At 46.7% G+C, this 26368-nt stretch carries 30 protein-coding genes; 17 read left to right on the forward strand and 13 right to left on the reverse strand.

Features of this window, described 5'->3' with window-relative positions; genetic code table 11:
• Positions 1-375: 375 nt before the first annotated feature.
• The 3 genes from SB847_RS00625 (at position 376) to SB847_RS00635 (ending at position 4246) form a co-directional block, all read left to right on the forward strand.
• Positions 376-1242 (forward strand): Cof-type HAD-IIB family hydrolase, encoded by an 867-nt coding sequence (locus SB847_RS00625; RefSeq protein WP_007409237.1) that lies wholly within the window; start codon positions 376-378, stop codon positions 1240-1242.
• 112 nt (positions 1243-1354) lie between these two features.
• Positions 1355-2857 (forward strand): coproporphyrinogen III oxidase, encoded by a 1503-nt coding sequence (locus SB847_RS00630; protein ID WP_410562991.1) that lies wholly within the window; start codon positions 1355-1357, stop codon positions 2855-2857.
• 99 nt (positions 2858-2956) lie between these two features.
• Positions 2957-4246, forward strand: a complete 1290-nt coding sequence (locus tag SB847_RS00635; protein WP_410562988.1) for a lysine N(6)-hydroxylase/L-ornithine N(5)-oxygenase family protein — start codon at positions 2957-2959, stop codon at positions 4244-4246.
• 26 nt (positions 4247-4272) lie between these two features.
• Here SB847_RS00635 and SB847_RS00640 read toward each other — a convergent pair whose 3' ends face one another.
• The 3 genes from SB847_RS00640 to SB847_RS00650 are packed head-to-tail and all read right to left on the reverse strand — an operon-like array spanning position 4273 to position 6373.
• Entirely contained in the window at positions 4273-5487 is a 1215-nt protein-coding gene (locus SB847_RS00640; RefSeq protein ID WP_003155266.1) for a cation:proton antiporter, read from the reverse strand.
• A gap of 7 nt (positions 5488-5494) precedes the next feature.
• The gene (locus SB847_RS00645) at positions 5495-5992 is read right to left on the reverse strand and encodes a cation:proton antiporter regulatory subunit (RefSeq protein ID WP_003155265.1); all 498 of its coding nucleotides are present in this window, start codon (positions 5990-5992) and stop codon (positions 5495-5497) included.
• A gap of 27 nt (positions 5993-6019) precedes the next feature.
• The gene (locus tag SB847_RS00650; RefSeq protein ID WP_014417322.1) at positions 6020-6373 is read right to left on the reverse strand and encodes a hypothetical protein; all 354 of its coding nucleotides are present in this window, start codon (positions 6371-6373) and stop codon (positions 6020-6022) included.
• Between the two features lie 184 nt (positions 6374-6557).
• On the opposite strand from SB847_RS00650, the gene SB847_RS00655 reads away from it, so the two are divergent.
• Positions 6558-7325, forward strand: coding sequence for an enoyl-CoA hydratase (locus SB847_RS00655; RefSeq protein ID WP_007409232.1), 768 nt, complete (start codon positions 6558-6560; stop codon positions 7323-7325).
• Positions 7326-7349: 24 nt separating this feature from the next.
• On the opposite strand, the gene SB847_RS00660 is transcribed toward SB847_RS00655, so the two are convergent.
• A complete protein-coding gene (locus tag SB847_RS00660; protein WP_410562983.1) occupies positions 7350-7535 on the reverse strand; it encodes a YhzD family protein in 186 nt (61 codons plus the stop codon).
• A gap of 104 nt (positions 7536-7639) precedes the next feature.
• Between SB847_RS00660 and SB847_RS00665 the strand changes: the two genes are divergently transcribed.
• From SB847_RS00665 to SB847_RS00690, 6 genes are all read left to right on the forward strand, one after another.
• Entirely contained in the window at positions 7640-8536 is an 897-nt protein-coding gene (locus SB847_RS00665; protein WP_375005146.1) for an ABC transporter ATP-binding protein, read from the forward strand.
• Positions 8529-9788, forward strand: a complete 1260-nt coding sequence (locus SB847_RS00670; protein ID WP_410562980.1) for an ABC transporter permease — start codon at positions 8529-8531, stop codon at positions 9786-9788. Before SB847_RS00665 ends, SB847_RS00670 begins: the two co-directional genes overlap by 8 nt.
• A 110-nt stretch (positions 9789-9898) precedes the next feature.
• Positions 9899-11122 carry a metallophosphoesterase family protein gene (locus tag SB847_RS00675; RefSeq protein WP_410577223.1) on the forward strand — a complete coding sequence of 408 codons (1224 nt, stop codon included), beginning with the start codon at positions 9899-9901 and terminating at the stop codon, positions 11120-11122.
• Entirely contained in the window at positions 11119-14001 is a 2883-nt protein-coding gene (locus tag SB847_RS00680) for an ATP-binding protein (RefSeq protein WP_410577225.1), read from the forward strand. Before SB847_RS00675 ends, SB847_RS00680 begins: the two co-directional genes overlap by 4 nt.
• 73 nt (positions 14002-14074) lie before the next feature.
• Positions 14075-15019 carry a 3'-5' exoribonuclease YhaM gene (gene yhaM / locus SB847_RS00685; RefSeq protein ID WP_003155251.1) on the forward strand — a complete coding sequence of 315 codons (945 nt, stop codon included), beginning with the start codon at positions 14075-14077 and terminating at the stop codon, positions 15017-15019.
• A gap of 114 nt (positions 15020-15133) precedes the next feature.
• The gene (locus tag SB847_RS00690) at positions 15134-15361 is read left to right on the forward strand and encodes a sporulation YhaL family protein (RefSeq protein WP_032874329.1); all 228 of its coding nucleotides are present in this window, start codon (positions 15134-15136) and stop codon (positions 15359-15361) included.
• A gap of 38 nt (positions 15362-15399) precedes the next feature.
• Here the strand turns inward: SB847_RS00690 and SB847_RS00695 are convergent, their stop codons facing one another.
• The gene (locus SB847_RS00695) at positions 15400-16257 is read right to left on the reverse strand and encodes a peptidylprolyl isomerase (RefSeq protein ID WP_032874331.1); all 858 of its coding nucleotides are present in this window, start codon (positions 16255-16257) and stop codon (positions 15400-15402) included.
• 158 nt (positions 16258-16415) lie between these two features.
• Here SB847_RS00695 and yhzE1 point away from each other — a divergent pair, with 158 nt between their 5' ends.
• The gene (gene yhzE1, locus SB847_RS00700) at positions 16416-16502 is read left to right on the forward strand and encodes a sporulation protein YhzE1 (protein WP_017417375.1); all 87 of its coding nucleotides are present in this window, start codon (positions 16416-16418) and stop codon (positions 16500-16502) included.
• Between the two features lie 124 nt (positions 16503-16626).
• The gene (yhzE2, locus tag SB847_RS00705; protein WP_003155248.1) at positions 16627-16713 is read left to right on the forward strand and encodes a sporulation protein YhzE2; all 87 of its coding nucleotides are present in this window, start codon (positions 16627-16629) and stop codon (positions 16711-16713) included.
• Between the two features lie 56 nt (positions 16714-16769).
• Here yhzE2 and SB847_RS00710 read toward each other — a convergent pair whose 3' ends face one another.
• Positions 16770-16988, reverse strand: a complete 219-nt coding sequence (locus SB847_RS00710; protein WP_003155245.1) for a hypothetical protein — start codon at positions 16986-16988, stop codon at positions 16770-16772.
• Positions 16989-17048: 60 nt separating this feature from the next.
• A complete protein-coding gene (locus SB847_RS00715) occupies positions 17049-17579 on the reverse strand; it encodes a DUF3267 domain-containing protein (protein ID WP_007409225.1) in 531 nt (176 codons plus the stop codon).
• Positions 17580-17789: 210 nt separating this feature from the next.
• Between SB847_RS00715 and SB847_RS00720 the strand changes: the two genes are divergently transcribed.
• On the forward strand, positions 17790-18131 hold the full coding sequence (locus SB847_RS00720; RefSeq protein WP_003155243.1) for a YhaI family protein: 342 nt from the start codon (positions 17790-17792) through the stop codon (positions 18129-18131).
• On the opposite strand, the gene SB847_RS00725 is transcribed toward SB847_RS00720, so the two are convergent.
• On the reverse strand, positions 18128-18739 hold the full coding sequence (locus SB847_RS00725) for an HTH-type transcriptional regulator Hpr (RefSeq protein ID WP_007610395.1): 612 nt from the start codon (positions 18737-18739) through the stop codon (positions 18128-18130). The two genes, SB847_RS00720 and SB847_RS00725, sit on opposite strands and share 4 nt — an antisense overlap.
• Before the next feature lie 179 nt (positions 18740-18918).
• Entirely contained in the window at positions 18919-19275 is a 357-nt protein-coding gene (locus SB847_RS00730) for a YtxH domain-containing protein (protein WP_007409224.1), read from the reverse strand.
• 117 nt (positions 19276-19392) lie between these two features.
• Between SB847_RS00730 and yhzF the strand changes: the two genes are divergently transcribed.
• On the forward strand, positions 19393-19584 hold the full coding sequence (gene yhzF / locus SB847_RS00735; protein ID WP_007409223.1) for a membrane protein YhzF: 192 nt from the start codon (positions 19393-19395) through the stop codon (positions 19582-19584).
• Between the two features lie 60 nt (positions 19585-19644).
• Here the strand turns inward: yhzF and SB847_RS00740 are convergent, their stop codons facing one another.
• From SB847_RS00740 to SB847_RS00750, 3 genes are all read right to left on the reverse strand, one after another.
• Positions 19645-20160 carry a tryptophan transporter gene (locus tag SB847_RS00740; protein WP_029325969.1) on the reverse strand — a complete coding sequence of 172 codons (516 nt, stop codon included), beginning with the start codon at positions 20158-20160 and terminating at the stop codon, positions 19645-19647.
• A gap of 120 nt (positions 20161-20280) precedes the next feature.
• On the reverse strand, positions 20281-21360 hold the full coding sequence (gene serC / locus SB847_RS00745) for a 3-phosphoserine/phosphohydroxythreonine transaminase (RefSeq protein WP_044802753.1): 1080 nt from the start codon (positions 21358-21360) through the stop codon (positions 20281-20283).
• Between the two features lie 134 nt (positions 21361-21494).
• Entirely contained in the window at positions 21495-21932 is a 438-nt protein-coding gene (locus SB847_RS00750) for an HIT family protein (RefSeq protein ID WP_045207064.1), read from the reverse strand.
• Between the two features lie 490 nt (positions 21933-22422).
• Between SB847_RS00750 and SB847_RS00755 the strand changes: the two genes are divergently transcribed.
• The 3 genes from SB847_RS00755 to SB847_RS00765 are packed head-to-tail and all read left to right on the forward strand — an operon-like array spanning position 22423 to position 25132.
• The gene (locus SB847_RS00755) at positions 22423-23166 is read left to right on the forward strand and encodes an ABC transporter ATP-binding protein (protein WP_025284506.1); all 744 of its coding nucleotides are present in this window, start codon (positions 22423-22425) and stop codon (positions 23164-23166) included.
• Positions 23159-24385 carry an ABC transporter permease gene (locus SB847_RS00760; protein WP_410562966.1) on the forward strand — a complete coding sequence of 409 codons (1227 nt, stop codon included), beginning with the start codon at positions 23159-23161 and terminating at the stop codon, positions 24383-24385. The genes SB847_RS00755 and SB847_RS00760 overlap by 8 nt, the downstream gene beginning before the upstream one ends.
• A gap of 42 nt (positions 24386-24427) precedes the next feature.
• On the forward strand, positions 24428-25132 hold the full coding sequence (locus tag SB847_RS00765) for an EcsC family protein (protein WP_410562963.1): 705 nt from the start codon (positions 24428-24430) through the stop codon (positions 25130-25132).
• 20 nt (positions 25133-25152) lie between these two features.
• Here the strand turns inward: SB847_RS00765 and SB847_RS00770 are convergent, their stop codons facing one another.
• Entirely contained in the window at positions 25153-26340 is a 1188-nt protein-coding gene (locus SB847_RS00770; RefSeq protein WP_410577228.1) for a M20 family metallopeptidase, read from the reverse strand.
• Between the last annotated feature and the right edge of the window lie 28 nt (positions 26341-26368).

Genomic DNA, 26368 nt, shown 5'->3' on the forward strand with positions numbered 1-26368 from the left:
GATATTTCCTCTAATTTTTTTAGTTAAAAAAACCCTTGTTTTTTAGCAATATAATTGAGATAATAACTCTGAAAGCGCCTACACTTACAGATGATCTAAGGATACGGTCGCCTATACTGCCTGGTATGATAAGGGGTAGCAACAGAGAGTAAGTGAAACGAGCGCATCAACGGTCAAATAAGGGGTTCCTGATATATTTCGTAAATAGAAATACACATTGGGGAGAAGGCAGCAAATCGATCGTATCCCAACAAAACGACAGTTCAAAGTCTGCTTGAGGCAGGCTTTTTTGCTGCGGAGAAAAGGTTGTTCTAAACAAAGAGACAGGGTCATATCCTAATGACAAGTACAGTCATCAAGGAGGGGGACTTCTCTGTGTCAAAACAAATGCTGGCGTTAAATATAGACGGAGCGCTTCTTCGCTCCAACGGCAAACTTCATCAAACGACAAAGGATGCCATCGAATACGTCAAGAAAAAAGGAATTTACGTCACACTGGTCACAAACCGCCATTTTCGCTCCGCTCAAAAAGTGGCGAAAATATTAAAGCTGAATGCGAAATTGATTACCCACAGCGGCGCATACATTTCTGAAAAAATAGATGAGCCGTTTTTTGAAAAGAAAATATCAGAAGATCACACGTTTAATATTGTTCAGGTGCTGGAAAGCTATCCATGCAATATCCGGCTTCTTCACGAAAAATATTCGATCGGAAACAAGAAGAAAGTGAACTCCAATCTGGTCGGGAAAACGATGATTCACCCGTCTGACCCGATTTTTTATCCGGTGCAGTTTGTCGAATCATTAAGTGACCTGCTCCTTGATGAGCCGGTTTCAGCGCCCGTCATTGAAGTGCATGCCGAAGATGGTCTGCAGGCTGATATAACGGATACGATAATGAAAGCATTCCCGGCCGTCGATGTGATCCGCGTCAACGGAGAAAAACTGAACATCGTGCCTAAAGGGGTTTCAAAAGAAAGCGGACTGTCGATGGTCGCCGCTGATCTCGGGCTTTCAATGGAAGAGGTTGTGGCTATCGGCCATCAGGAAGATGATCTGCCGATGATCGAGCTGGCCGGTCTCGGCGTCGCAATGGGGAATGCCTCAAATGAATTAAAAAGAAAAGCGGACTGGGTGACAAGGTCAAATGATGAACAGGGAGTCGCCTATATGATTAAGGAATATTTCCGCATGCAGCACCGCAAAGGCTTTCTCGATAAGTTCCATATGAAACGGCCGTAATCAAGAGCCGCAGACGCGAACCGCCGGTCTGCGGCTTTTTCGCGGATTGATTTTAGCCTGTTCTTTCTGTACACTAAAGAAAGTTTTGAATCTGAAAAATAAGGTGATCACATTGCAAATAAAAATAGACGGCATCACGGATGACAGGCTGCATCGTCCGCTGCAAAACATCGCGAATTTATTTTTTGAAGAGTGTGTTCTTGCATACGGCGAAACGGAGGAGCCCTCTGATCTTGTCATCTCACTTGCCATTTCTCAAGATGCAGACAGCGTGTCGGTATCCGGAGAAATTAAAGGAACCGGCGAAAAGGAACATCATACGAAACCGCTTCTTGCCGGATGGAGCGAAAAAGAAGTATTTAAACAGGTGAAAAACACGCTGTCGTACGTCTACTTAAATCTTCTTCAATCGCATACGGGCATGACACAAAAATGGGGCATCTTAACCGGCATCAGGCCTACTAAACTTCTTCATAAAAAGCTGCAGAGCGGCCTGACAAAAGAAGAGGCGCACGCCGATCTGAAAAAAGATTATCTGATCCATGATGAAAAAATCAATCTGATGCAGGAGATCGTCGACCGCCAGCTCGCTGCGGTTCCCGATCTGTACCGCGTCAAAGATGAAGTCAGCATATATATCGGCATCCCGTTCTGCCCGACGAAATGCGCCTACTGCACGTTTCCGGCTTATGCCATTCAAGGACAGGCGGGAAGAGTCGGCTCCTTTTTATGGGGGCTTCACTATGAAATGCAGAAAATCGGAGAATGGCTGAAGCGGCATGATATCAAAGTGACGACCATTTATTTCGGCGGCGGCACGCCGACAAGCATTACCGCTGAAGAAATGGATCTTTTATATGAAGAAATGGTCCGCTCTTTCCCGGATGTCGCGAATATCAGGGAGATTACCGTTGAAGCTGGCCGTCCCGACACGATTACGGAGGAAAAGCTGGCCGTTTTAAATAAGTATAAGATTGACAGAATCAGCATTAACCCGCAATCTTATGAAAACGAAACGCTTAAGGCCATCGGCAGACACCATACAGTTGAAGAAACCATCGAAAAATATCATCTTTCCCGCAAACACGGCATGAATAACATCAACATGGACCTGATCATCGGCCTGCCGGGAGAAGGGACGGCTGAGTTCAGGCACAGTCTTGAGGAAACGGAAAAGCTGATGCCTGAATCTTTGACCGTTCATACGCTTTCTTTTAAACGGGCGTCAGAAATGACGAGAAACAAGCATAAGTATAAGGTTGCCGACAGACAGGAAGTATCCCGCATGATGGATGACGCCGTCCGCTGGACAAAAGAGCACGGCTATACGCCGTACTACTTGTACCGGCAGAAAAACATTCTCGGAAACCTTGAAAATGTCGGCTATTCCTTCCCTGGTCAGGAAAGCATCTACAACATTATGATTATGGAAGAAGTGCAGACGATTATCGGTATCGGCTGCGGCGCGGCAAGCAAATTCATTCATCCGGAAACCGGAAAAATCACGCACTTCGCCAATCCGAAAGACCCGAAATCATATAATGACCGATTCGAGCATTATACAGAAGAGAAAATCAAATACTTAAATGAAATGTTCGTCAAATCTGCATTATAATATCAAAACGGCACGGAATCAGCGTGCCGTTTTTTTATGTTTAACCGTCTGCAAAAACGGGAAAAGACCATCAGACTGTTATTCGTAAGAGGTGTAATTATGTATGATGTCATAGGAGCGGGAATCGGGCCGTTTAATTTAGGGCTTGCCGCATTGTTAGAGGATATACCAGGAACAGACGCTCTTTTTTTCGATAAAAAGAAAGAATTTGTGTGGCATCCCGGTCTATTAATTAAAGGGACGGATTTACAGGTGGCTTTTCTGGCGGACCTGGTCACGCTCGCCGATCCGAAAAGCCGCTACACGTTTTTAAACTTTCTCCATGAACATGACCGGCTGTACCGGTTTTATACGTTTAATGAATTTGATATTCCGAGACGGGAATTTAACGACTATTTGAGCTGGGCGGCTTCAGAAATCAAATCATGCCGTTTCGGCTCAGAGGTAATCGGTGTGAAAAATGCCGGCGGACATTATGACGTCAGCGTCAAGAACATTGAGGACGGAAGCATCAGTGTCTATCAAACGAAGCATTTCGTCATGGGGACGGGGTCTGAACCGCTTATTCCCGCAGAGATTGCTGACGAAGCGCGTCAGGACACGATGGTCAGCACGGAATATTTGTTTCGGAAAGACGAGCTCGCCGGCGCCGAATCAATTACAGTGGTCGGCTCCGGACAGAGCGCCGCGGAGATCTTTTCTGACTTATTGCACGATGAACAATACCGCCGCAGCCGGCTGCAATGGGTGACACGCTCCGCCGGATTTCGAGAATTGGAAACCGCCAAGCTCGGGCAGGAAATGTTTACACCTGATTATGTGGAATATTTTAACCGCCTGCCTTTTAAAGAACGACTGAACACACTCCCTGAGCTGGACGGACTGCGCCACGGCATTGATTCTGACACACTTGCCGCCATTTACGATGCCCTGTATCACAGATCGATCAGCGGAGGTTCGCCTGACGTGTATATTCAGCCGATGGCGGAGCTTGAAAAAATTGAAAAGCAAAACGGGCGCTGCGTACTGAGCTTTCATCAATGGCAGATGGATGAAACCTTTACGGCCGATTCAGAAAAAGTGATATTGGCGACCGGTTTTAAACCTCATATTCCGGAATGGTTTACGGCAATTGCCCCCGATATCGAATGGGAGGATGAGAAACGGTTTAAAGTGACGGCAGATTCCCGTCTTGTCTTTAAGGACGACAGGCGGCATCATTTTTTCACATTAACGAATCTTGATCATGCTCACGGAACGGGCGCTACGAATTTGAAGCTGTCTGTTTACAGAAATCAAAAAATCATCAATACCATTCTGGGAAAAGAGCATTTCTCCATTAATAAAAAAACGGCTTTTCAGCAATTTCTTCCCGCTCAAAAAAACTGACCTCTTATGAAGAGGTCAGCTTTTTTTTATGATTTCTGCGGCTTCTTTTCAGGCGTCTTCCATTTGAACACGCTGTTCAACAGGAGATATATCCGCTTCGATTCTTTCGTGAGTAAAGGGCCGAAGATGGCCAGTATCAGAACATATAAGGCGGCGAAAGGTTTAAGTGAAGCGGACAGGCCGCCGGCGATGCCGAGATTTGCGACGATAATGGAGAATTCACCGCGGGACACAATGGTCAACCCGATATTGGACGATGCTTTATGAGAAAGCCCCGCCCGGCGCCCGGCGATCATGCCGGCGATAAAGTTTCCGGCAATCGTCAGCAGAACGGCGCCGAGGGCGAGCCATACCGCATCTCCGAGTGAAAACGGATCAATGCTGAGACCGAAGCTGAAGAAAAACATGGCTCCGAAAAAGTCACGGAACGGCACGACAAGGTGCTCAATCCTGTCAGAATGGGCCGTCTCCGAAAACACGAGTCCGAGCAAGAGCGCGCCGATCGCTTCAGCGACATGAATCGTTTCGGAAAAGCCGGCAATGAAAAAGAGCGCGGCGAAAATGACGATGACAAATACCTCGTTTGAACGGATATCAAGCAGTTTGTTCAGCAGAGGCGGCAATTTTCGGGCGGCAATGAAAAACAGCAGCATATATCCGAAAGCGATCACGATTGACATCAGCGCGCCTCCGACAGACGTCGCGTCTCCCAGAACAAGCCCGGAGACGACGGACAAGTAAACCGCCAGAAAGATATCCTCAAACATAATGATGCCGAGAATCAGCTCCGTTTCCGGATTGGCCGTGCGCTTTAAGTCGACAAGCACCTTTGCGACAATGGCGCTTGATGATATCGTGATGACGCCCGCCAATACAAGCACTTCCAAAAAGGAAAAGCCCGTGATAAAGCCGTAGATCAGCCCCAAACTGAAATTAATCAGAATATAAATCGTTCCGCCGGCGGCTATTGAACGTCCGGATTTGACTAATTTTCCGACCGAGAATTCAAGCCCGAGGTAAAAGAGGAGGAACAGGACGCCCATCCGTCCGAAAAATTCAATCACTTCCCGGCTTTCGATAAACGTCAGGTCAATGATGCCCGCTTGGGGCGCGTGCGGCCCGACGAGCATTCCTAAAATGATCAGGAAGGGGATGATCGAGAATTTAATTTTATTGGCGATGACACTCGCAATGGCCACAAGAACTAACGCCGTACCGACTTCAAATACGAGATGGTCCATAAACAGATCACACTCCGTCTCTGGAGAGGAAGTCTTGGATCAGTTTTTTCAGATGCTTTCTTTCACCTGAGAGGACGAGTGTATCGTTTGCTTCAAGGAGCGAATCAGCGCCCGGGTTTAAAAACTTTTTCTGGTCATGCTTAATGATGGCGATGACCGTCACGTCATAGTTTTGGCGCACATCCAGTTCGCCGAGCGTACGTCCTGCCGCTTTTGCCCCTTTTTCAACTTTAAACCATTCGATAATCAGATCGCTGAACGCCATTTCAATCGATTCAAGCGCCTGCGGTTTGTACACCATCCCGCCGATAATCGCGGCAATCTGTCTTGCTTCCGCATCATCAAGTGAAATGCTTGCCAGAAGCTCATCAGGGTCGCGGTCATCGAATCTGTAAATTTCCCGCCTGCCGTCATCATGAATGATGATCGTCATTTTTTCATGATTTCTCGTTTCGATTTCGAATTTTTTCCCGATGCCGGGCAGATCGTTTTCTTTAATATTCATAAAAAATCCCTCCGGAATATACTGTTTTTACACCGTAAATACAGATTGGCAATGAGAAATGGTCTGATGCCGGAGGTAATTTGACTGGTATTGTATCGGAATGGCGCATGTCCTTTCCATTGTGGAATCAATGAATTGATCAAGAGGTTTGACGGATAACAGGGAGATCATTCGGGATAACGCACCGTATCCTTTTGACAGGCCTTGCGGAGCGGTTTTGGTTTGAACCGGCGTCTTTGCCGAATCCGTTTCCTGCGGGTAAACCGAAATTTGTACATGGCTGTCTGTTTCTGTCACCAATTGGGAAGGAAGAGCGACATCCGAAGGGGGGAACAGCACCATAAAAAAGCTCAGTAATAAGCTGAGTATCACATATTTCATTATCGGCGTTTTTCCCCCCTTTTGTTTTGTATATCAATTTCACTATATAAAAATGTATGTTCAGTTTCAAATGATATGCATTTTTCGGTATCTGTTGACCTTGAAAAATAAAGGAGTTTTGCTTCGGGGAAAGGAATATATCATTTGAACAAAATATGTAAGCGGATTCAAGGGGGATGTAAACATGCAGTATATTCGTTATGAAGAAAAGGGAAAGATCGCAGAGATTGTGCTGAACCGGCCTGACAGTTACAACGCGCTGAATGAACAAATGCTCCGGGAATTGGAAAATGCATGTGTGATGGCAGCCGACAGCGAAGCGCTTATCGTGCTTTTACGGGGGGAAGGCCGGGGATTTTCCGCGGGCGGTGATATTCAGATGATGACGTCGGATCATGATTCAGGAGAATATGAACGGCTCATGAAAATGATCGAATCCATTACGCTGACCCTCTATGATATGAAAAAAATTGTGATTGCCGCCATCCACGGAGCCGCGGCGGGGCTCGGGCTGAGTTTCGCGCTGTGCGCCGATGTGGTGCTCGCCGAAGAAAACGCCCGCCTCGCGATGAATTTCATCGGCATCGGATTGGTTCCCGACGGAGGAGGCCATTATTTATTAATGAGACGCGTCGGTGAGATCGAAGCGAAAAAACTGATTTGGAGCGGTGAAAAATTGCCTGCTGAAAAAGCGGTGCGGCTCAAGCTGGCCGACGGGCTGTTCAGCGGCGGTCCTGCGGAGGGGGCACAACCGTATATCGACCGATTGCTGCATGCGCCGCTGTCAGCGATGATTGAAACGAAGGCTATTTATCAGAGCCTCCATATCAGCCGGTTAAAAGACGTTTTGTCTCTTGAACGAAAGGCCCAGGAAAATATGAGAAAAACGGATGATCATAAAGAGGGCATCCGCGCCTTTTTAGAAAAACGGACGCCGCAATTTAACCGGTAAAATACAGAAGCCGGAAAGCTTCTGTTATCTGTGGAATAAAATCAGCTTTCCGGCTTCATTTACCAAGCGATGAGTACTGTTCTCAAGCTTTTTTTCCTTTAATAAAGCCTCTCCGGCGGCCTTCGCCTCCGCCTCATTATCCGCTTCGATCCGTTCATCCAGCAGCGTTTCTCCCGACGCACGGAATGCGGTCAATACATATTGTCCCATCATGTCACCCCCTTTATAGAATGATATTCTGATAAAAAATTTAGAATCCTCCATTAATTTTTACCCATTTTAGTATATAATGGGTCAAGGAAGGAGTTGGATTCGTGCTTACAATTAAAAACGTAACGAAAACATTCGGCAGCTTTACCGCTGTTGACAATTTGAACCTGCAAATACCTGAAAGGGAAATGTTCGGGCTTCTCGGCGCAAACGGCGCGGGAAAAACGACGACCTTTCGGATGATTTTAGGTCTTTTAAGCCTGACTGACGGGCATATCACCTGGAAAGGGCAGCCGGTCAATTATTCTATCAGTGAAAAAATCGGCTATCTCCCGGAAGAGCGGGGGCTGTATCCGAAATTGAAGGTGAGTGACCAGCTTGTCTATCTGGCAAGATTAAAAGGGATGAGCAAAAAAGAGGCGGAAAAAGAGCTTATGACATGGCTCGAGCGGTTCGGCATTACAGATTATAAGAATAAGAAAGTCGAAGAGCTGTCTAAAGGAAACCAGCAGAAAATCCAGTTCATTTCGGCCGTCCTGCATAAGCCTGAACTGCTGATTCTCGATGAACCTTTCAGCGGTCTTGATCCGGTGAATGTCGAGCTGCTGAAAGAAGCGGTTATTTCTTTGAAAAACAGCGGCGTTTCCATCGTTTTTTCAAGCCACCGAATGGAGCATGTGGAAGAGCTTTGCGAGAATTTGTGCATTCTCCAGAAGGGAAAACCTGTCGTTCAAGGCAATCTGAAAGACATTAAGCGGTCTTTCGGCAAAAAAAATGTCACCGTTCATTCAGATGATGACCTCAGCTTTTTAAAAACGCATGAAGGTGTCGTGAAATGGAAGGAAACAAATGACGGGATCAGACTGCAGGTCGCGAATGAACCGGTTTCTCAGGATATTTTCCGGGCGCTGCAAGGGAAAGGTTTTATACGGAAGTTTGAATTGGAAGAGCCGTCACTGCATGATATTTTTATAGAAAAGGTGGGGGCCGTTTATGAATAAATTTTGGATTATGCTGTTCCATACATATAAAAACAAAATCACGACAAAGTCATTCATTATTTCGACCGCTATTACCGTTTTATTAGTATTAGCGGTGACCAACCTGCAATCGATTATTTCCGTGTTTCAATCGGATGACGGCAAGCAGCAAATCGCGGTGATTGATGAAACGGGCGGGCTGTACCCGGCGTTTGCAAAACAGCTTAAAGCTGCCGATACAGACAATGATCTGCAGGCAATGGAGACGAAGAAGTCCGAAAAACATGCCGTAAAGCGTGTCAAAGACGGTGAATGGGACGGACTGTTTATCATCAGACAAGATCAAAAAGGAACGATAACAGGTGCCTACAAAGCGCTGACCATTTCTGATGAATCAGCGTATAAACTTCTCAAGCAGGCTTTAACCCAGACAAAAACCGCTGTTGAAACCGCCAAGCTCGGCATTTCGGCAGAAAAAGTCAGCAGCCTCTACACTCCGCCGGAAGTCAGCAAAAGCGCGCTGGAAAAAGGGGCGAAATCTGAGGAAGAGCTCGGTCAGGTGATGGGGCTTGTATACATCATGCTGTTTGTCATCTACTTTTCAGTCTTCATGTACGCAAGTATGATTGCGATGGAAGTGGCGACGGAAAAATCGTCACGGGTCATGGAAATTTTAATTTCAAGCATGCCGCCGATTCAGCAGATGTTTGCCAAGCTGTTCGGTATCGCGCTCGTGGGGATCACACAGTTTGCGGTGCTGATTGCAGCGGGTTATCTCTCACTGAAGCTGAACCATCAAAATGATGAGTCGTCGCCGATCAGTGCATTTCTTAATTTTACGGATGTTCCCGTCTCGACGATTGTCTATGCCGTCATTTTCTATCTGCTCGGCTATTTTCTTTACGCGACACTTGCCGCGTTTCTCGGCAGTGTTGTCAGCCGGATAGAGGACGTGCAGCAGACGATTCAGCCGATGATTTTTTTAATCATGGCAGGTTTTATGATCGCTATGTTCGGCCTCGGCAATCCTGACGCCGGTTTTATTACCGTTACCTCTTATATACCGTTTTTCACGCCGATGATTATGTTTTTGCGTGTCGGGATGCTTGATATCCCGTTTTGGCAGGCGGCGGCCGGAATCGCCCTGACACTGGTCACTATCGTGATCTTTGCGGCGGTCGGCGCGAAAATTTACAAAGGCGGCGTTTTGATTTACGGAAACGCCGGCGGATTCAAAGCGATCAAACAAGCGCTGCGCATCTCCAAAAAATAAGTGAAACAGCCCGGAACAGCCGGGCTGTTTTTTTATTTTGCAGAACGTGCATTCGTATAAAAACGGTGCTAAAATAAGGGTAATTCAATTTGCAGAAAGGGGAGGGCGAGATGGCTGATCTGACGTTTATTCATGCCGCTGACCTGCATCTGGACAGCCCGTTTTACGGCATTTCGAATCTGCCTGAACCGGTATATGCGCGTATTAAAGAAAGCACATTTCACAGCGTCCGCCGACTGACGGACGGGGCACTCCGGGAGCAGGCAGATTTCGTGCTGCTTTCTGGGGATCTGTTTGACGAAGCCAACAGAAGTTTAAAAGCCCAGCTGTTTTTGAGAAAACAGTTTGCGAGATTACAGGGAGCGGATATCCAAGTGTTCGTCATATTCGGCAACCATGATCATTTGGGAGGTAAGTGGACGCCGATTGAATGGCCGGAAAATGTACATATCTTCACCTCGGATACACCGGAGGAAAAATCTTTCTTTAAAAACGGAGAGCTTGCGGCAAGCATATACGGATGCAGCTATCAGGAAAGAAGCGTAACGGTCAATCAGGCGGCCCGTTACCGGAAAATGACCTGCGCGCCTTATCATATCGGCATGCTCCACGGCATGTTATCAGGAGCGGAAGGGCATGACCCGTACTGCCCGTTTACGAAAGAAGACCTTGAAAAAAGCGGCATGGATTACTGGGCGCTCGGACACATTCATAAACGGCAGGTTCTGTCCGCCCGGCATCCCGCCGCCATTTACCCCGGGAATATTCAAGCCCGGCATTTAAAAGAAACCGGACCTAAGGGATATTATCTCGTCCGGGCGGCAAACGGTGAGATGTCTTGGGAATTCAAAGAAGCGCATGATGTGTTATGGGAGGAAATTGATCTTGATATCTCCGGAGCTGAACATATGACTTCACTTCTGAAAACCGCATCGGATACATTCTCCGGCTTGCGCGCGGCGGGCCGCCCGGCATGTGTCAGGCTGGTGCTTCGCGGCGCGGCGCCCCGCTTTTGGACGGAGGCGCCCGCAGGCATCGCGGAGGAGCTTCTTTCCGCTTTACAGGAGGAAGAGGCCGAAGAGGAATGTTTCGTCTGGCCGCTTGCGCTTGAGGATCGGACGGACGAAACAGCCAGCGTGCCGCCCGATCCGTTTTTTAAAGGGCTGCTTCAGGACATAGAACAATGCGCGGACATGAGCGGTGTATTTGAAGCCCTTGAGCGTCATCCCGTATACCGGCGTCAGATGGCTTCATTTACAGATGAAGAGATACTGGATATTAAGCGGCAGGCTCAAGCCGTTTTAAGACGCCAAATGAAGGAGCTTCAGCGATGAAAATAACGGCGATGCATATTTACCAATATGGAAAATTTTCTGACCGAAGTTTTCAGCTGTCAGATTCTCCCGTGCAAGTGATCTACGGATTAAATGAAGCGGGGAAAACGACATTGATGTCCTTCATCAAAAGCGTGCTGTTCGGTTTTCCGAAATCAAAAAAATACGAACCGAAAAACGGCGGGGTTTACGGCGGCACTGTGGAATTGAAGCATGGCGATCACGGTGCCGTCAAAATCGAACGGACAAAAGGCGCTGCCGAAAAAGTCAGAGTGTATACGGCTTCAGGCGAAATCAAGGACGGAGAATGGCTCAAACAGCTTCTCTCCGATACAGACCGGGCGCTGTACGAAGCGATCTATTCGTTCGATGTATTCGGACTGCAGGAGATTCAAGCTTTTAACCGGGACAAAATCGGCGAGTTTCTCCTGTATTCGAGCTTATTCGGGTCGGAAGCGGCGGCAAAGCTTGACGGGCGACTGGCAAAAGAACTTGACAGGATGTATAAGCCGAACGGGCGGAACCCCCGCTTAAATCAGGAGTTGGATACATTAAAGCGGCTCAGCGCCCAGCTGAAACAGGCGGAAGCTGCGGAAGCGGGCTATCACAGCCTTCTGGAAGAGAAAAAAAGCGCCGGCGGCCGTTTGCAGGATGCCGAAGCACGATTGAAAGACATAACTGAAGAAATCAAAACAGTAAAATCGGCGATAGAAGCAAAGCCGCTCGCAGACAAAAAAACAGCCTTGGAAAGCGAACTTTCTTCTTATCCGGAAGCATTGAAGCAATTCCCGAAGGACGGAATGCATCAGCTTGAAAAATACGAATCGCATCTCCATCCGAAAGCGGCCCGTCTTGAGGGGCTTCGGGCAAAAGCGGCTGAACTCAGACGGCAGGCTGAGCTGCTCGCTCCAAATGAGGTCTTGCTGCAAAAAGAGCGGCAGCTGCAGGAGCTTTCCGGCGAGCAGCATATGTATGAATCGCGCGGCGAACAGCTTGCCGCCATCCAATCACAGATACGGCAGACATCTGCCCGCGTTTCGTCAGGATTGCAGCAGCTCGGAAGACATGAGGAAGACGGCATTCTTTCACTGAACACCGATTATGAATATGAATGGCGGCTGCAGGAAGCCGTGCAGAGCGCCGGACAGGCAAGAGAAAGAAAGACACAGCTTGATGCGATTTTCGAACAAGCGCGGCTGGAGCTGGAAGAAGCCGAACGAAAACATGCCGTGACGGCGGAAAACATTTTGGACCCCGCTGTCAGGAAAGAAAAAGAAGCCGCTTTACAATCATATAAGCAAACGGCTGATACAGAAGGAAACGAATGGCAGGCACATGTTCAGCATCTGGAAAAACAGCGCGCCAAACAAAAAAAGCTCTTTCTCGGTGCGGGCATTCTGTTCATTGCGATTTTCGCTATGTTAAAGGAATGGCTGCCTGCCGCCCTTTTTACCGGTGCTCTGCTGCTGTATATGCTGTCCGGCATGCAAAAACCGCTGCCGTCAGAAAGAGGAGGGCTCGGACACAAGAAAAAGAAGCCGGCGATCTCCAAAGAAGCGGCTGATCTTCTGCAGGAAGAGCTTTGGCGTGACGGCCGGCACCGGCAGCAGCTGATTGCGGATCAAGCCGTGCTCGAACAGAAAGAAGCGGCATATGAAAGGGTCATCCGCCAATATGAAGAATGGGAGGCCGAAATGGCGCCGTCTGAAAAACAGGCGGAACTTTTTATGAATGAACTGGGGTTTTCAGGAAGTCCTGCCCATCTTCTTGACGCATATCATGTGATGAAAGATGTCAAAAAAGAAATCCTTAACAAGCATGAGCTGACCATTGAAGCGGGCAGGCTGCAAAAGCTGCAAAGAGCATTTGAGGACCGGGTCAAAAAGCTGATTCCTTCAGACGGAAGGGAGCTGTCCGTAAAAGAAAGACTGCACGTTTTGCTGGCTCAGGCGGAACGGGCCCGTGAGGAAGCAAAACGAAAACAGGCGCTCGAAACGGATCTGCTGCATGCACAAGAGCAAATGCGTGAATTAAACGAAGAAGTTCATTACTACGAACAGCAGGTCAAACAGCTTTTCATGGCGGCAGGCGCAAAAAACCGCGAACACTTTTGTGAACTCGCCAGGCTGAATGAAAGCCGCCGGGAAACAGAGCGGCAGTTGCGCGAAATCAAAACGCACTTGTCCGGCATAGGCGGAAAACAGCTGGAGCCGTACATGAGCCGCACAGTGTCCGAACTTGAACATACAGTCGTTCAGAAGGAAACAGAGAAAAAAACGCTTGAGGAAAAAAGCGCCCAGCTCCGTGAGCAAACCGCTTTATTAACGGTGAAGCAAGAGCAGCTGGAGTCCTCGGGGCTTGTATCCGATTTAAAACAGCAGACAGAAATGCAGAAGGAGCGCGTGAAAAAAACCGCTAAAGAGTGGGCTGCATTACAGACGGTCAGACACATTATAAGGGAAAAAATGGAGCGGCATAAAAAAGTGACGCTTCCCCGTCTGTTAGAAACCGCCGGCGCATTATACGGACCGCTTACGGACGGACGCTACCACAAATTGTATTTCTCCGAGGCTGATGATTCCATTATGGTCATGCGGAAAGACGGAACGGTGTTTTCTGCAGGCGAACTCTCACAGGCGGCATGCGAGCAGCTTTATGCGGCGATTCGTTTTGCCCTTGCGTCAGAGAGGGAATCTGCGGTATCACTGCCGTTTTTACTTGATGACAGTTTTGTCCATTTTGACAGGCAGCGGCTGCAGCGGCTGTTTGATGTGCTGAATCAGCTTTCAGAAGGCGGGCGGCAGATACTTTATTTCACCTGCCATGAGCATGTCAGCCGGTCTTTTCACAGCGGACAAGTCATGCGGCTCCTGTCATAAAAGAGTTTATTTTCAAAAAAGAGGTATGTGCTATACTGGTATTATGTAAGATATGGAGGGAGCTTTTAATAGAATGGCAAAAGGTATTATGCTGCACGAGGTCGGCGAGCAGGTCGATCAATACTTTCTGATTAAATCTTCGACTAAGGGAATCGCTAGCAACGGAAAACCATTCCTGACGTTAATGCTGCAGGACCAATCGGGAGATATCGAAGCGAAGCTGTGGGATGCCAAGCCGACTGATGAAGTAACGTACGCGGCGCAGACGATCGTGAAGGTGATCGGAGATGTCCATCACTATCGCGGACGAAACCAGCTTAAGCTGAGAAACATCCGGCCGGCCGGCGAGAACGAAAATGTCAGCATTGATGATTTTCTGGAAACGGCGCCGATTCCGAAAAATGAAATGATGGAAACCGTCACTCAATACATTTTTGAAATGAAAAACCCAAACATCCAGCGGATCACGAGACATCTGGTCAAAAAATATGCGGCTGAGTTTATGGATTACCCGGCTGCGGCTAAAAACCACCATGAGTTCGTCTCCGGGCTCGCGTATCATGTAGTGTCCATGCTGAACCTGGCAAAAGCGATTGCCGATCTGTATCCGTCTCTTGACCGGGATTTACTGTATGCCGGAGTCATTCTGCATGATCTCGGCAAAGTAAAAGAGCTTTCAGGCCCCGTCTCCACAACGTACACCGTGGAAGGGAATCTGCTCGGGCACATTTCGATCATGGTGACAGAGCTTTCAAAAGCAGCCGAAGAGCTTCAGATTGACGCTGAAGAAGTGCTGATTCTGAAGCATTTGATTTTAAGCCATCACGGAAAAGCGGAATGGGGAAGCCCGAAACCGCCGATGGTGAAAGAAGCGGAAATTCTGCACTACATTGACAATCTGGATGCAAAAATGATCATGATGGACAGAGCGCTGGAACGGGTGAAGCCGGGCGAATACACAGAGCGTGTATTTGCGCTTGAAAACCGTTCTTTCTACAAACCGACTTTTCATCAATAAGATAAAAAGGCCGATTCTCTATGATCGGTCTTTTTTACGTTCAGCTCTCATAACTTGTCTTTATCAAGCATAGCTTAGAATAAAGACTCTGGGTGAAAAAGGGAGGAAACCGACGTGCTATTTTTTCCTTGGTGGGTATACCTTTGCATTATCGGAATTATTTTCAGCGCTTATAAGCTTTTTACAACAGCTAAAGAAGAGGAAAAGCTTGACCAGTCGTTTATTGAAAAAGAAGGAAGGGTGTATATTGAACGGATGGAACAGGAACGCGAGCGCCGTATGGCGGCGCCCGCAGGTGAAAACGGGGATGCGGAAGAAAACTCCAATCATTCGATCGCATAAAAAAACTGTGCGGCTCGCCGAGAGCCCGCACAGTTTTTTTATTTAGATTGAGAAGATGATGATGTTGAAGTGTTAAACGTGTCTTTTAAGTCTTTGTCTTCAACTTTTACGTCAGCTTTTTTCATGACTTTTTGAATTGCCGCCTGTACAGCTGAGTTGTCGTTTAATTTCTGCTTAAGAACTTCTTCTTTCAGTTCTTTTTTCATGTCATCATATTTGCCGCGTTCTTCTGTCTTTTTGATGATATGATAACCGAATTTGGTTTTGACCGGATCGCTGACTTGTCCGACTTTCAGGCCGAATGCAGCTTTGCTGAATGTTTCATCCATTGACTTTTTATCGAACCAGCCAAGGTCGCCGCCGTTGTCTTTTGAGCTGTCAGTTGAATATTCTTTCGCAAGCGTTTCAAACTTCTCGCCTTTTTTCAGCTTTTTCTCCACTTCGTCAGCTGTCTTTTTGTCAGCGACAAGGATGTGGCTCGCGCGGATTTTACCTTTTAAGCCGTCGTAATATTCTTTCGTATCGGAGTCAGTCACTTTGATGTTGTCTTTCGCCGCTTTTTGTGCAAGCAGTTCATACTTCACCTGATCTTTCAGGTAATCTTCGCCGTACTGCTGTTTAAGGGCGCTGTACTGATCGCCGAGCTGCGTTTTGTACTCTTTCAGCTTGTTATCGATTTCTTTATCCGATACTTTGTATTTTTTTGCTAATACTTTTTCTTGTACGAGCTGTGTCAGCACACTTGCGCCCGCGGTTTTTTTCATGTTCGTGTAGAGCTCGCCTTTTGTTACATTTCCGGCATCCGTCTTGGCAATCACGTCGTTGTCGCCGCTGCTGCAAGCGCTGAGAGCCAGGACGCTCGTTGCCGTAATAGCTGCTATCGCGATTTTCTTCATTCCATTAAACACTCCTAATCATCCAAATTAAATTGCATATGCGTATCATAACATATTGTGGCTTTCTGTAAAAAGATTTTAAATAAAGGGCATTCGTCTAGTCAAACTTTTTCCTGATACATACAAATATATTGATCATGAAAAGGAGGTAATGAACCATGGGCGGAGGATATTCAAACGGTTTCGCACTGCTCGTAGTACTGTTCATATTGCTTATCATCGTAGGTGCAGCTTACATTTGTTAAGCGAAACGGATCGCTTTTTCTAAAAGCGGTCCGTTTTCTTACCCGGGCGCCTAATCGTTTCAGAAGTAAACTGCATATGATGTAATTGGAAAAATAAAACGTTTTGTAGGAGGTGCTTTTGGAGATGGGTGAAGTATTTGCAGGCGGTTTTGCATTATTGGTTGTTCTGTTCATCTTATTGATCATCATCGGCGCTTCTTGGCTTTATTAAGAAAAAAATATGGCTGTCGGGGGTCAGACCTCCGTCAGCCATATTTTTTTGCCTGTTTACACAGTAAAGGAGATCTCGACGAATGAAGAGATCAGTAAAATTAAAATAGATACATTAATAAAACGGAATACCTTATCCTGCCGGTCTTCAGGAATCTCTCTGACAAGGCATAATGTATTTGTGAGCCTGTTTATGAAATAAAGAATAAACAGGGCAGCCACGATAAAATAGAATAAAATGATGGGAGATTCCCCCTCTCTCTGAACTGCTCCCATATTACATTACCAAATATTTATTAAAAAAGATAGAATGTAACCTGAAAAATCAGCGGGACATCAAGACTCCGGCACTTTTTTTACTAAAATATCAAAACCGTCGGATTCCTGGTCAATCAGACATGATTTGGGCGCTTTGACCAGATGGAGCGCAAACAGAAGATCAGGCAGGCAATACCCCGCATGAATGCTCGAAATCATATAAAAGTAATGAGCGTGTCTCGGAAATGCCAGTCCGGCATAAAACAATAACGGCGTAATGAATAAAAACGGGCTGATCGTTGAAATCAGCATCGTTGTTTTCGGTATGCCTTTCCATGTCGGCATCCGCAAGAAGTACATTTTCATTTCCTTTTTTCTTTTTTTACAGATCATCGGCAGGACATGTATGACTTTATGTACAAATAAAGTAACAACGAGCAGAACACAAAAAGCAAACACGTGCCCGTCACTTAGACTGATATTCGGACGCAGCAGCCCGAATGCCAAGAAGTTGCATATAAAAAACAGGATCATAAAACCTACAGCAGTCAATAATAAACGAACCGCACCATAATCTTTGATCAGATTAATGGTTTTCCAGCAATTCATCAGAGTCATCCTTCCGTACAAAGATGGAGTACAATCTCAAAATAATTTACTCTCTTCAGGAGAAAAAATCAATCCTTTTTTAAAGAAAAAAATAAACCTGGAAAGAGAAGAACAGAAGAGCTCAATGAAACATGGAAATGTACGGTTTAACCTTTCTTCTCCATTCATTATCAGCTAAAATAAGATTAAAGATAGAAAGAAGTGAAACGGATGGATTCAATGGATCAGCGTATCGGGCGTTTAGAATATTACATACAATTGCTGGTGAAAACGGTGGATATGGATAAGTACCCTTTTTATGCGATGATGATTGAAAAAGGGCTGACCGAAGAAGAAGGAGAAGAGGTCGGGCGGATCTGCCGCGAATTGGAGGACGAGCTGGAGTCGCAAAAAGCGCAAGGCTTTGTGACGTTTGACAAGCTCCTTGCGCTTTTTGCGGGACAGCTGAACGAAAAATTAGATGTTCATGAAACGATTTTTGCTCTGTATGAGCAGGGGCTTTATACAGCGCTGATGGAAGAATTTATTGAGATTATGAAGCACTTTGATTAACTGTTGATCGGTTCCAGCTCTTCAGCCGTTTCATGGGCAGCCGATTCGTCCGTTTTTTTCTTCAGCCTTCCGTCTTCACTATCAAAATCATTGTTTATGTTTGTCAATGATTTCTCGAATATCTCCATAAAATCTTCGCCGTAAATGTGGCGGATGACACAGGTTAATTCTTCAACCTCAGGAAACTTCCCGAATAAGTGGTAGATTGGCTGTGAGCCTTTAAACACAGCGTTTCTCGACGGATCAAACTCCTCAAGCAGGCTTTCGAATACATTTTCCCCTTCTTCTGTTAACTGAATGTACGTGTTCCGTTTATCATTCAGCCGCTTGGAAAATTTCAGATATCCCCGTTCTTCAAGCTTTTTTGAAAAGTTAAATGCAGTTGATACGTGCATAACGCCGAATTTGGCGATTTCTGAAATAGAAGCTCCTTTAAGCTGATAGGCAATCCATAATATATGATGCTCATTAATATTAAGATCGTACGGCTTCAGCCAATTCTGCCAGTCTTTCTCGATAGATTTCCAGAGCGCTTTGGACAGCTGCGCCATTTTTTGGGTATAGATTAAAGCTTCTTTTAGATCGTAAGGCGGTTCAACACGATTCAATACAGATCACCTGCTTCACATTTTCTTTTCCTCTATTATGCCAATAAAATAAAGATTAATAAAGATGAAAATTTAAGAATTTTATAATAAATTCTTAATCCGTTGCTGGGAAAGGCTTTAAACCGCAAAAAAAAGTGCGGAACGCAATATGTCCGCACTTTTTTTGGTTGTATAGGATATTAGTTTTGTAAGGTTTTCTCCAGCTGTCTGATTTTCTCTTCGATATCAGCGATTTCCTTTTGGAGATCCTGCTGGTGCGGCTTGATTTCCTCCTGCCACCTTTTAATGCTGGTCTGAAGCTCTCCGCCTACGTCTTTAATGACTTCTGCGCTTTCTTTCGCCGTTTGGACAAGCTGATCCTTAAGCGCCATTCCGTCTTTTTTTAACCGTTTGATTGTGTCCTCAATTGAATTGCAATTCGCTTTGATTTTGCCCCGCAGCTCTTTTCCGGATGAAGGAGCCGAGAGTAACACCGCTGCGCCTCCGATCAATCCGCCTACGAAAAGGCCTGTTAAAAGGGAACGTCCGTCAGCCATTTGAAATCACCCCGTTTTTTTTCTCATAACTTTTATCATTTTTGTTCAGAAGAATAAACTTCTATACATAGCTTGCTTTATTTTAGCATATTTTTTAAGGGAAAAGGAGGGAGAAGGTTGTCTGTCTTTATGATTGTTTTATCTTGTATGGCTCTTGTCTTTGCGGCGGGCGCCGTTTATTACCTGAAACTGCTCGGCCAGGCCGCTTCTTATCCGCCGAAGCGGGTCGTCCGCCAAAAGGCCATTGTCTGCTCAGCAGGAACCGCCCTCGCATTGTTCCTTATCTTTTTCACAAAACTTCTCGTATAAAACATGCTGAAACACATTAAAAAACCTCTTCCGGCCGGAAGAGGTTTCAGTATGCGGTTATTACACCGTTTCAATCATATTGGACCGTTTTAAGATCGTCTGCACAATCGGATGCATAATGATAATGGCGATCGTATTCAGCGCAGCCGCCGGAAGGACGACCGCGAGCACCAATGCGGTGAATCCGCCCGGCAGGCCGACAATCAGAAGGGCCAGCGCCAAAAAGAGCAAACCGGAGATGAAGGTGCCGGCTATCGTAATGACGGCGGCGGCCGCTGTTTTCACGCTCTTCTTCACCAAAAGCGCCAGCGCGAGAAACAGAAACGCCGTTACCGGTTTTTCAATGATATTCGGAAGCTGTCCGCCCGGAAAAGATGTCGTGAGTGCGGAAATGATTCCCGTTACAATCCCAATCATCAGCACGTTCTGCACACGGGGGAATAACAGAATACCCATAAACATCATCACAAGCATCATATCGGGTTTCATTCCGAATAATACCGGCGGCATAATGGAATGAAGCACCGCTCCGATTGCCGCAAACAGGGCCATAATGACTAATTCTTTTGTTTTCATACTAAGCTCTCCTCTGCTAAGCTTTTTCGCCATCCAATAATATGCTCGTCATTTATTGCGATGGCCGGAAAAATTGATATGCAAACAGTATATCAAAGGAACCGTTATGTTAGAAGAAATTTATTCGTTTTCCTGCTGGAACTTTCTCATAAACTGAGCCAGTTTTTCACAATCAGCCAGGCTGACGGCGTTGTAGATAGACGCCCTGCAGCCTCCGACTGAGCGGTGGCCTCCGAGTCCGGTCATTTTAGCCGCTTTCGCTTCTTCAACGAATTTTTTCGTGAGACTGCTGTCGCGGAGGGTGAACGTGACGTTCATGTGAGAACGGCTGTCTTTTGCGGCATGCCCAGCGTAAAACCCGCCGCTTGCGTCGATTGTGCCGTACAGGACATCGGCCTTTTCCTGATTGCGCCGTTCAGCCGCTTCGACACCGCCGTTTTCAGCCAGCCATTCAAGGACGAGGCTCAGCATATAAATCGCAAATGTAGGCGGCGTATTATACAGTGAATCGGCTTTTGTGTGAGTGGAGTATTTCAAAATTTTAGGGACGTTGGCGTTTTCGTTTTCAAGCCATGATTTTTTCATGATGACGACCGTGACGCCGGACGGCCCGAGGTTTTTTTGGGCTCCGCCATAGATGACATCAAACGTTTTGACATCAATTTTTCTGCTCAGGATGTCGCTTGACATGTCGGCTACGAGCGGGATCGGTGAATTCGGGAACTCTTTCCACTGCGTTCCGAAAATCGTGTTGTTGGACGTAATATGCAGGTAGGCGCCGTCTTTGATTCCTGAGAGGTCCGCTTCCGGTATGTGGTTGTGGTTTGAATCTGCGCTTGTTGCCGTGACGGATGTGTTTCCGAACAGTTTCGCCTCGGCGAGTGCTTTTTCAGACCATGCGCCCGTTACGATGAAGTGCGCCGTTTTTTCCGGCGTTAAAAAGTTCATCGGCAGCATGGAGAATTGAAGGCTTGCGCCGCCTTGAAGAAATAAAATATCATAATCGTCGGGAATATCCATCAGTTCTTTCAGAAGGCTTTTGGCTTTTTGGTGCACCGCGTCATATTCTTTGCTCCGGTGGGACAGCTCCATGACGGACATGCCGGTATCATTGAAGTTGACAAATTCTTTTTGTGCTTTTTGCAGCACATCCAGTGGAAGGGCTGCGGGTCCTGCATTGAAATTCGTTGTACGTTCCATGTTTACGATCTCTCCCTGTTTTCCGCTTTAGTGTAAGAAATAATACAATTATCCTATCACAATTTTTTGATTTTTTTGATATAAAAAATATAATTTATGTTTTTTGTGTTTCCAAACGCAAAAAAACCTCATCTTTAAGATGAGGCAAGCCGTTTTCTGACGGTTGAAGCGATCTCCTGAAGATCGTCAGGCGTATAGTCATCGGCGTGGGTCTTCCAGACAGCCCCGAAACCGTCGCCTTTTCCGTAACGCGGAATGATATGCATGTGAAAATGGAACACCGATTGGCCCGCTTTTTCACCGTTGTTATTGAGAATATTCAGCCCGATCGGCTCGAATTCATCACGGATGGCGCGTGCGATTTTCGGCACCGCTTCAAAATATTCTTTAGAAAGCTCAGGCGTAAACTCGTACACGTTTTCGATATGTGTTTTCGGAATCACGAGCGTATGGCCTTTTGTGACCTGGCTGATATCAAGAAACGCCACGACGTGTTCATTTTCGTATACTTTTGAAGACGGAATGTCACCGGCAATGATTTTGCAGAAAATACAATCGTCCGCTTTGTGCATAGATGGGTTTCCTCCCTGAAAAGAAATATATGTATATTCTCATCGTACCACAAAAACGGCCAAAACAAAAAACAGGATGAACGACTGCGCGTTCACCCTGATGCAGAAGTACGAGCTTTATCACAGAAAATTGAATATGCCTTTTGTAAGCACCTCATTTGTTTTTAAAATGAAGACTTATGGGTCTGCTTAATCATTCCTGGGACAAACACCTCATTTGATTATTTCATCATGAATGAAGAACATCATCAAAGCAGTGTGTGAAGAAATTGTAAGCACAGGACATGTTGATTTTCATCCAACTGTTCTAAGACGTCTTTTATAAACACCTCATTTTCAGTTGATTAAAGCTGTTTCCTTCTACATACATTATGATGTCCGCCAAAACGATAACTATGCACACTTTTCACGTGAGAAAAAAAGGGAATCGTTTCAAATCAGACTTTATTTTTGGTACTATGAAGAAAAACGAATCAGAAGGGGAGAAATTATGTCTCTGCTATCGGTAAAAGACTTAACCGGCGGTTATACGAGAAACCCGGTCTTAAAAAATGTTTCATTCACCCTTGAGCCGAACCAGATTGTCGGACTCATCGGATTAAACGGCGCGGGCAAAAGCACGACGATCCGGCATATTATCGGATTAATGGACCCGCATAAAGGCTCGATCGAGCTGAACGGCAAGACGTTTTCGGAGGATAAGGAAAGCTACCGCTCGCAATTTACGTACATCCCAGAAACGCCGGTGCTGTATGAAGAACTGACGCTCAAAGAGCATTTGGAGCTGACGGCCATGGCGTACGGCCTTTCCAAAGAAACGCTTGAAAAAAGGCTTCCTCCGCTTCTGAAAGAATTCAGAATGGAAAAAAGGCTGAAATGGTTTCCCGCTCACTTTTCCAAAGGGATGAAGCAGAAAGTCATGATCATGTGCGCGTTTCTCGCGGAGCCTTCGCTTTATATCATTGACGAGCCGTTTCTCGGCCTTGACCCGCTTGCGATCAATGCATTGCTGGAGCGGATGGACGCCGCGAAAAAAGCCGGATCAAGCGTGCTGATGTCAACGCATATCCTGGCTACGGCAGAGCGCTACTGTGACGCTTTCATTATTTTACATAACGGCGAAGTGCGGGCAAGCGGCACACTGGAAGAACTGAGAGAGCAGTTCGGCATGGAAGACGCAGCTCTTGATGACTTGTATATTGAACTGACGAAGGAAGACGCCGGCCATGAATAATATGTCTACGATTTGGCAGTCCCGGCTTGAAGAGCATATAAAGGAAACCAGAATGTATATGAAATATATGCTCAATGATCATCTCGTCATTGTGCTGATCTTTTTTATTGCCGGCGCGGCAAGCTGGTACAGCAGGTGGGTCAAAGACATTCCCGTTCATTTTCCGTCATTTTGGGTGATGGCGGTGCTCTTTTCATTTGTGCTGACCGGTTCATACGTCCGGACGCTGTTAAAGGAAGCGGACCTCGTGTTTCTGCTGCCGCTTGAACCGAAAATGGGGACATACTTTAAGCATTCATTTAAGTACAGCTATCTGTCACAGCTGTTTCCGCTTATTGCCCTGTCGGTTGTATGCATGCCCCTGTTTTTCGCTGTAAGTCCGGGGGCGTCGCTAGCGTCGTATGCCGCCGTATTTATTCAGATGCTGGCGGTAAAAGCGTGGAATCAGGCCATGGAGTGGCGGATGACGTTTATGAATGACAGAAGCATGAAAATGATGGATGCGGTCATACGCTTTATCTGCAATATGCTGCTTTTATACTTCGTCTTACAGTCGTTTTATGTGTACGCTGCCGCCGTCTACATTGTGATGGCCGGCCTTTATGTGTATTTCACATCGGCCGCAAAACATAAATCATTAAAATGGGAAGCCCATATTGAATATGAATTAAGAAGGAAGCAGCGGTTTTACAGAATCGCCAATCTGTTTACCGATGTGCCTCACCTAAAGAAACAGGCAAAACGCCGGGCGTATCTCGACTTTTTGCTCAGAATGATTCCGTTTGAACAGCGGAAAACGTTCTCCTATATGTATGCGCGGGCCTTTCTGCGTTCAAATGATTATCTTGGCATTCAGGTCAGGCTCACGATTATTTTTATCCTGATTATTATGCTCGTTTCCGCAAATCCGTGGATAACGGCGGCGTTAACCGTATTTACCGTCTTTATTACGGGAATACAGCTTCTGCCGCTGTTCGGGCATTTTCATCATCTTTCTCTGCAGGAGCTTTACCCGGTCAATCAGAAAGCAAAGCTGCAAAGTTTCTTTTCGCTGATGAAATCGGCATTAACCGTGCAGGCGCTGCTGTTCTGTGCAGCGTCAGCCTATGCCGCTGGAGTCAGTGGGGCGCTGTATGCGGCTATTGCTTCAGCCGTTCTGATTTTTGTGATCATGCCTTCGTATATGGGCGGAAGATTGAAAAAGTACGGCAAGCTGTAATCTATCGGGTTTTTGAAACCTCAATGAAAGAAGGAGACACAGATGACCGACGATCAGCAGCTGATACAGGAAGCACTGCAATGGAAAGCGCGTTTTTTGCGCAAAGATTCTATACTTGAACGTTTTTCTAAAGGAATGCAGGCGAAAATAAATGAGCGGATTCCCGATAAAATTCATGCCGTTATCACAGAAAGCATAAAAAAAATGACCGAAGCAACAATGGCGGGTTCAAATCTGGTGAAAAGCAAGCGGGATACACACGGTATGACGCTTGCTGAAAAAGATGCCCTCGCCAGACAAACCATCGTATCGTACCAAAAGGTCGCGGCAGCTGAAGGTATCGGTACGGGGGCCGGCGGAATTTTTTTAGGGATGGCTGATTTTCCTTTGCTGTTATCCATTAAAATGAAATGTCTGTTCGATCTTGCCTCCATTTACGGCTATGATGTGAAAGACAGGGATGAGCGATTGTTTTTGCTGTTTATTTTTCAGCTGGCTTTCTCAAGCGGTGAACAGCGGAAACGCATATACTCAATGATTGAACAATGGGATTCGAAAAAGCATGATGTCGATTGGAGAGTTTTTCAGCAGGAATACCGCGATTATCTGGACGTGGTGAAGTTGTTTCAGCTTTTGCCGGTCGTCGGAGCCGCCGTGGGCGGAGCGGCCAATTATAAACTGCTGTCACAGCTCGGTGAGACGGCAAGACACGTTTTTCATTTAAGAATCACAGCAGCCGGTACGTAATGTACCGGCTGTTTTTTATGTCAGCGGGGGTAGCTCACCGCGGCGCCGATAAGCACCTTGGCGGCCGTCAGCATCGCTTTTTCATTAAAATCAAATTTCGGATGATGATGAGGATAAATGGTTTCCGCATTTTCTAAAGCGGCGCCCGTAAAGAAAAATGCGCCTTTTGTATGCTGCAGATAATAGGAAAAATCTTCTCCGGCCATCTGCGGCTCTCCTTCAATGACCTTCGTGACGCCGTCTGTTTCCGCTGCGGCTGCCGCCGCGTGCGCTGCTTCCTCAGGATGATTGACGACGGCGGGATAACCGCGCTTGAAACGATATTCATAGGAAGCGGAGTGCATGGAACAGATTCCTTTTACGACGGCTTCTATTTCTGCTTCGAGCAGGCTGCGCACACTTTCGTCAAACGAGCGGACGGTGCCTGATATGACTGCCTGATCGGCAATCGCATTAAACGGATTTTCAGCGATGAACGAGCCGGCTGAGATGACGGCCGGCTGCACCGGATTTACCCGCCGGCTGACGATATGCTGAAGAGCCGTGACGATTTGTGAGCCGATTAAAACGGCGTCCTTCGTATCGTGAGGAATCGCGCCGTGGCCGCCTTTGCCGATGACTTTAATCGTAAAGCCGTCAGCGGCGGCCATCACTGGGCCCGGGCGGCATAAGACCGTTCCGACGGGTTCAGTCGCCCATAGGTGTGTGCCGAAAATGGCATCGACATGTTCGAGGCAGCCATCCTCAATCATTGCTTTTGCTCCGCCGGGAGATAATTCCTCGGCGTGCTGGTGGATCATCACAAATGACCCTTTCAGTTTTTCCCGGTTGCGGTACAGCACTTTTCCGACCGCAAGCAGAGCCGCCGTATGGCCGTCGTGCCCGCAGGCGTGCATGACGCCGGGAATTTGTGAAGCATAGGGCACATCTTTTTCATCCTGTATCGGCAAAGCGTCAAAATCAGCTCTGAGTGCCACGACCGGTCCCGGTTCACTCCCTTCAATATAGGCTGTGACACCGTTGCCCCCGACATTCGTCCGGATGGGAACGCCGAACTTTTCATAAAATGAGGCGATGAACGCCGGTGTTTTTTTCTCCTTAAAGGATGGCTCGGGATTCATGTGAAGGTGACGCCTGATTTCAACCATTTCCTCATATAGCCCGTCAAGCTGAGCGTTTAAGCTTTTTTGAAGTGTCGTTAACGTCAAAAGCGATGCCCCCTCGTCTGCTTTTCCC

The organism is Bacillus sp. SIMBA_026, assembly GCF_046535335.1.
GTDB lineage: Bacteria > Bacillota > Bacilli > Bacillales > Bacillaceae > Bacillus > Bacillus velezensis.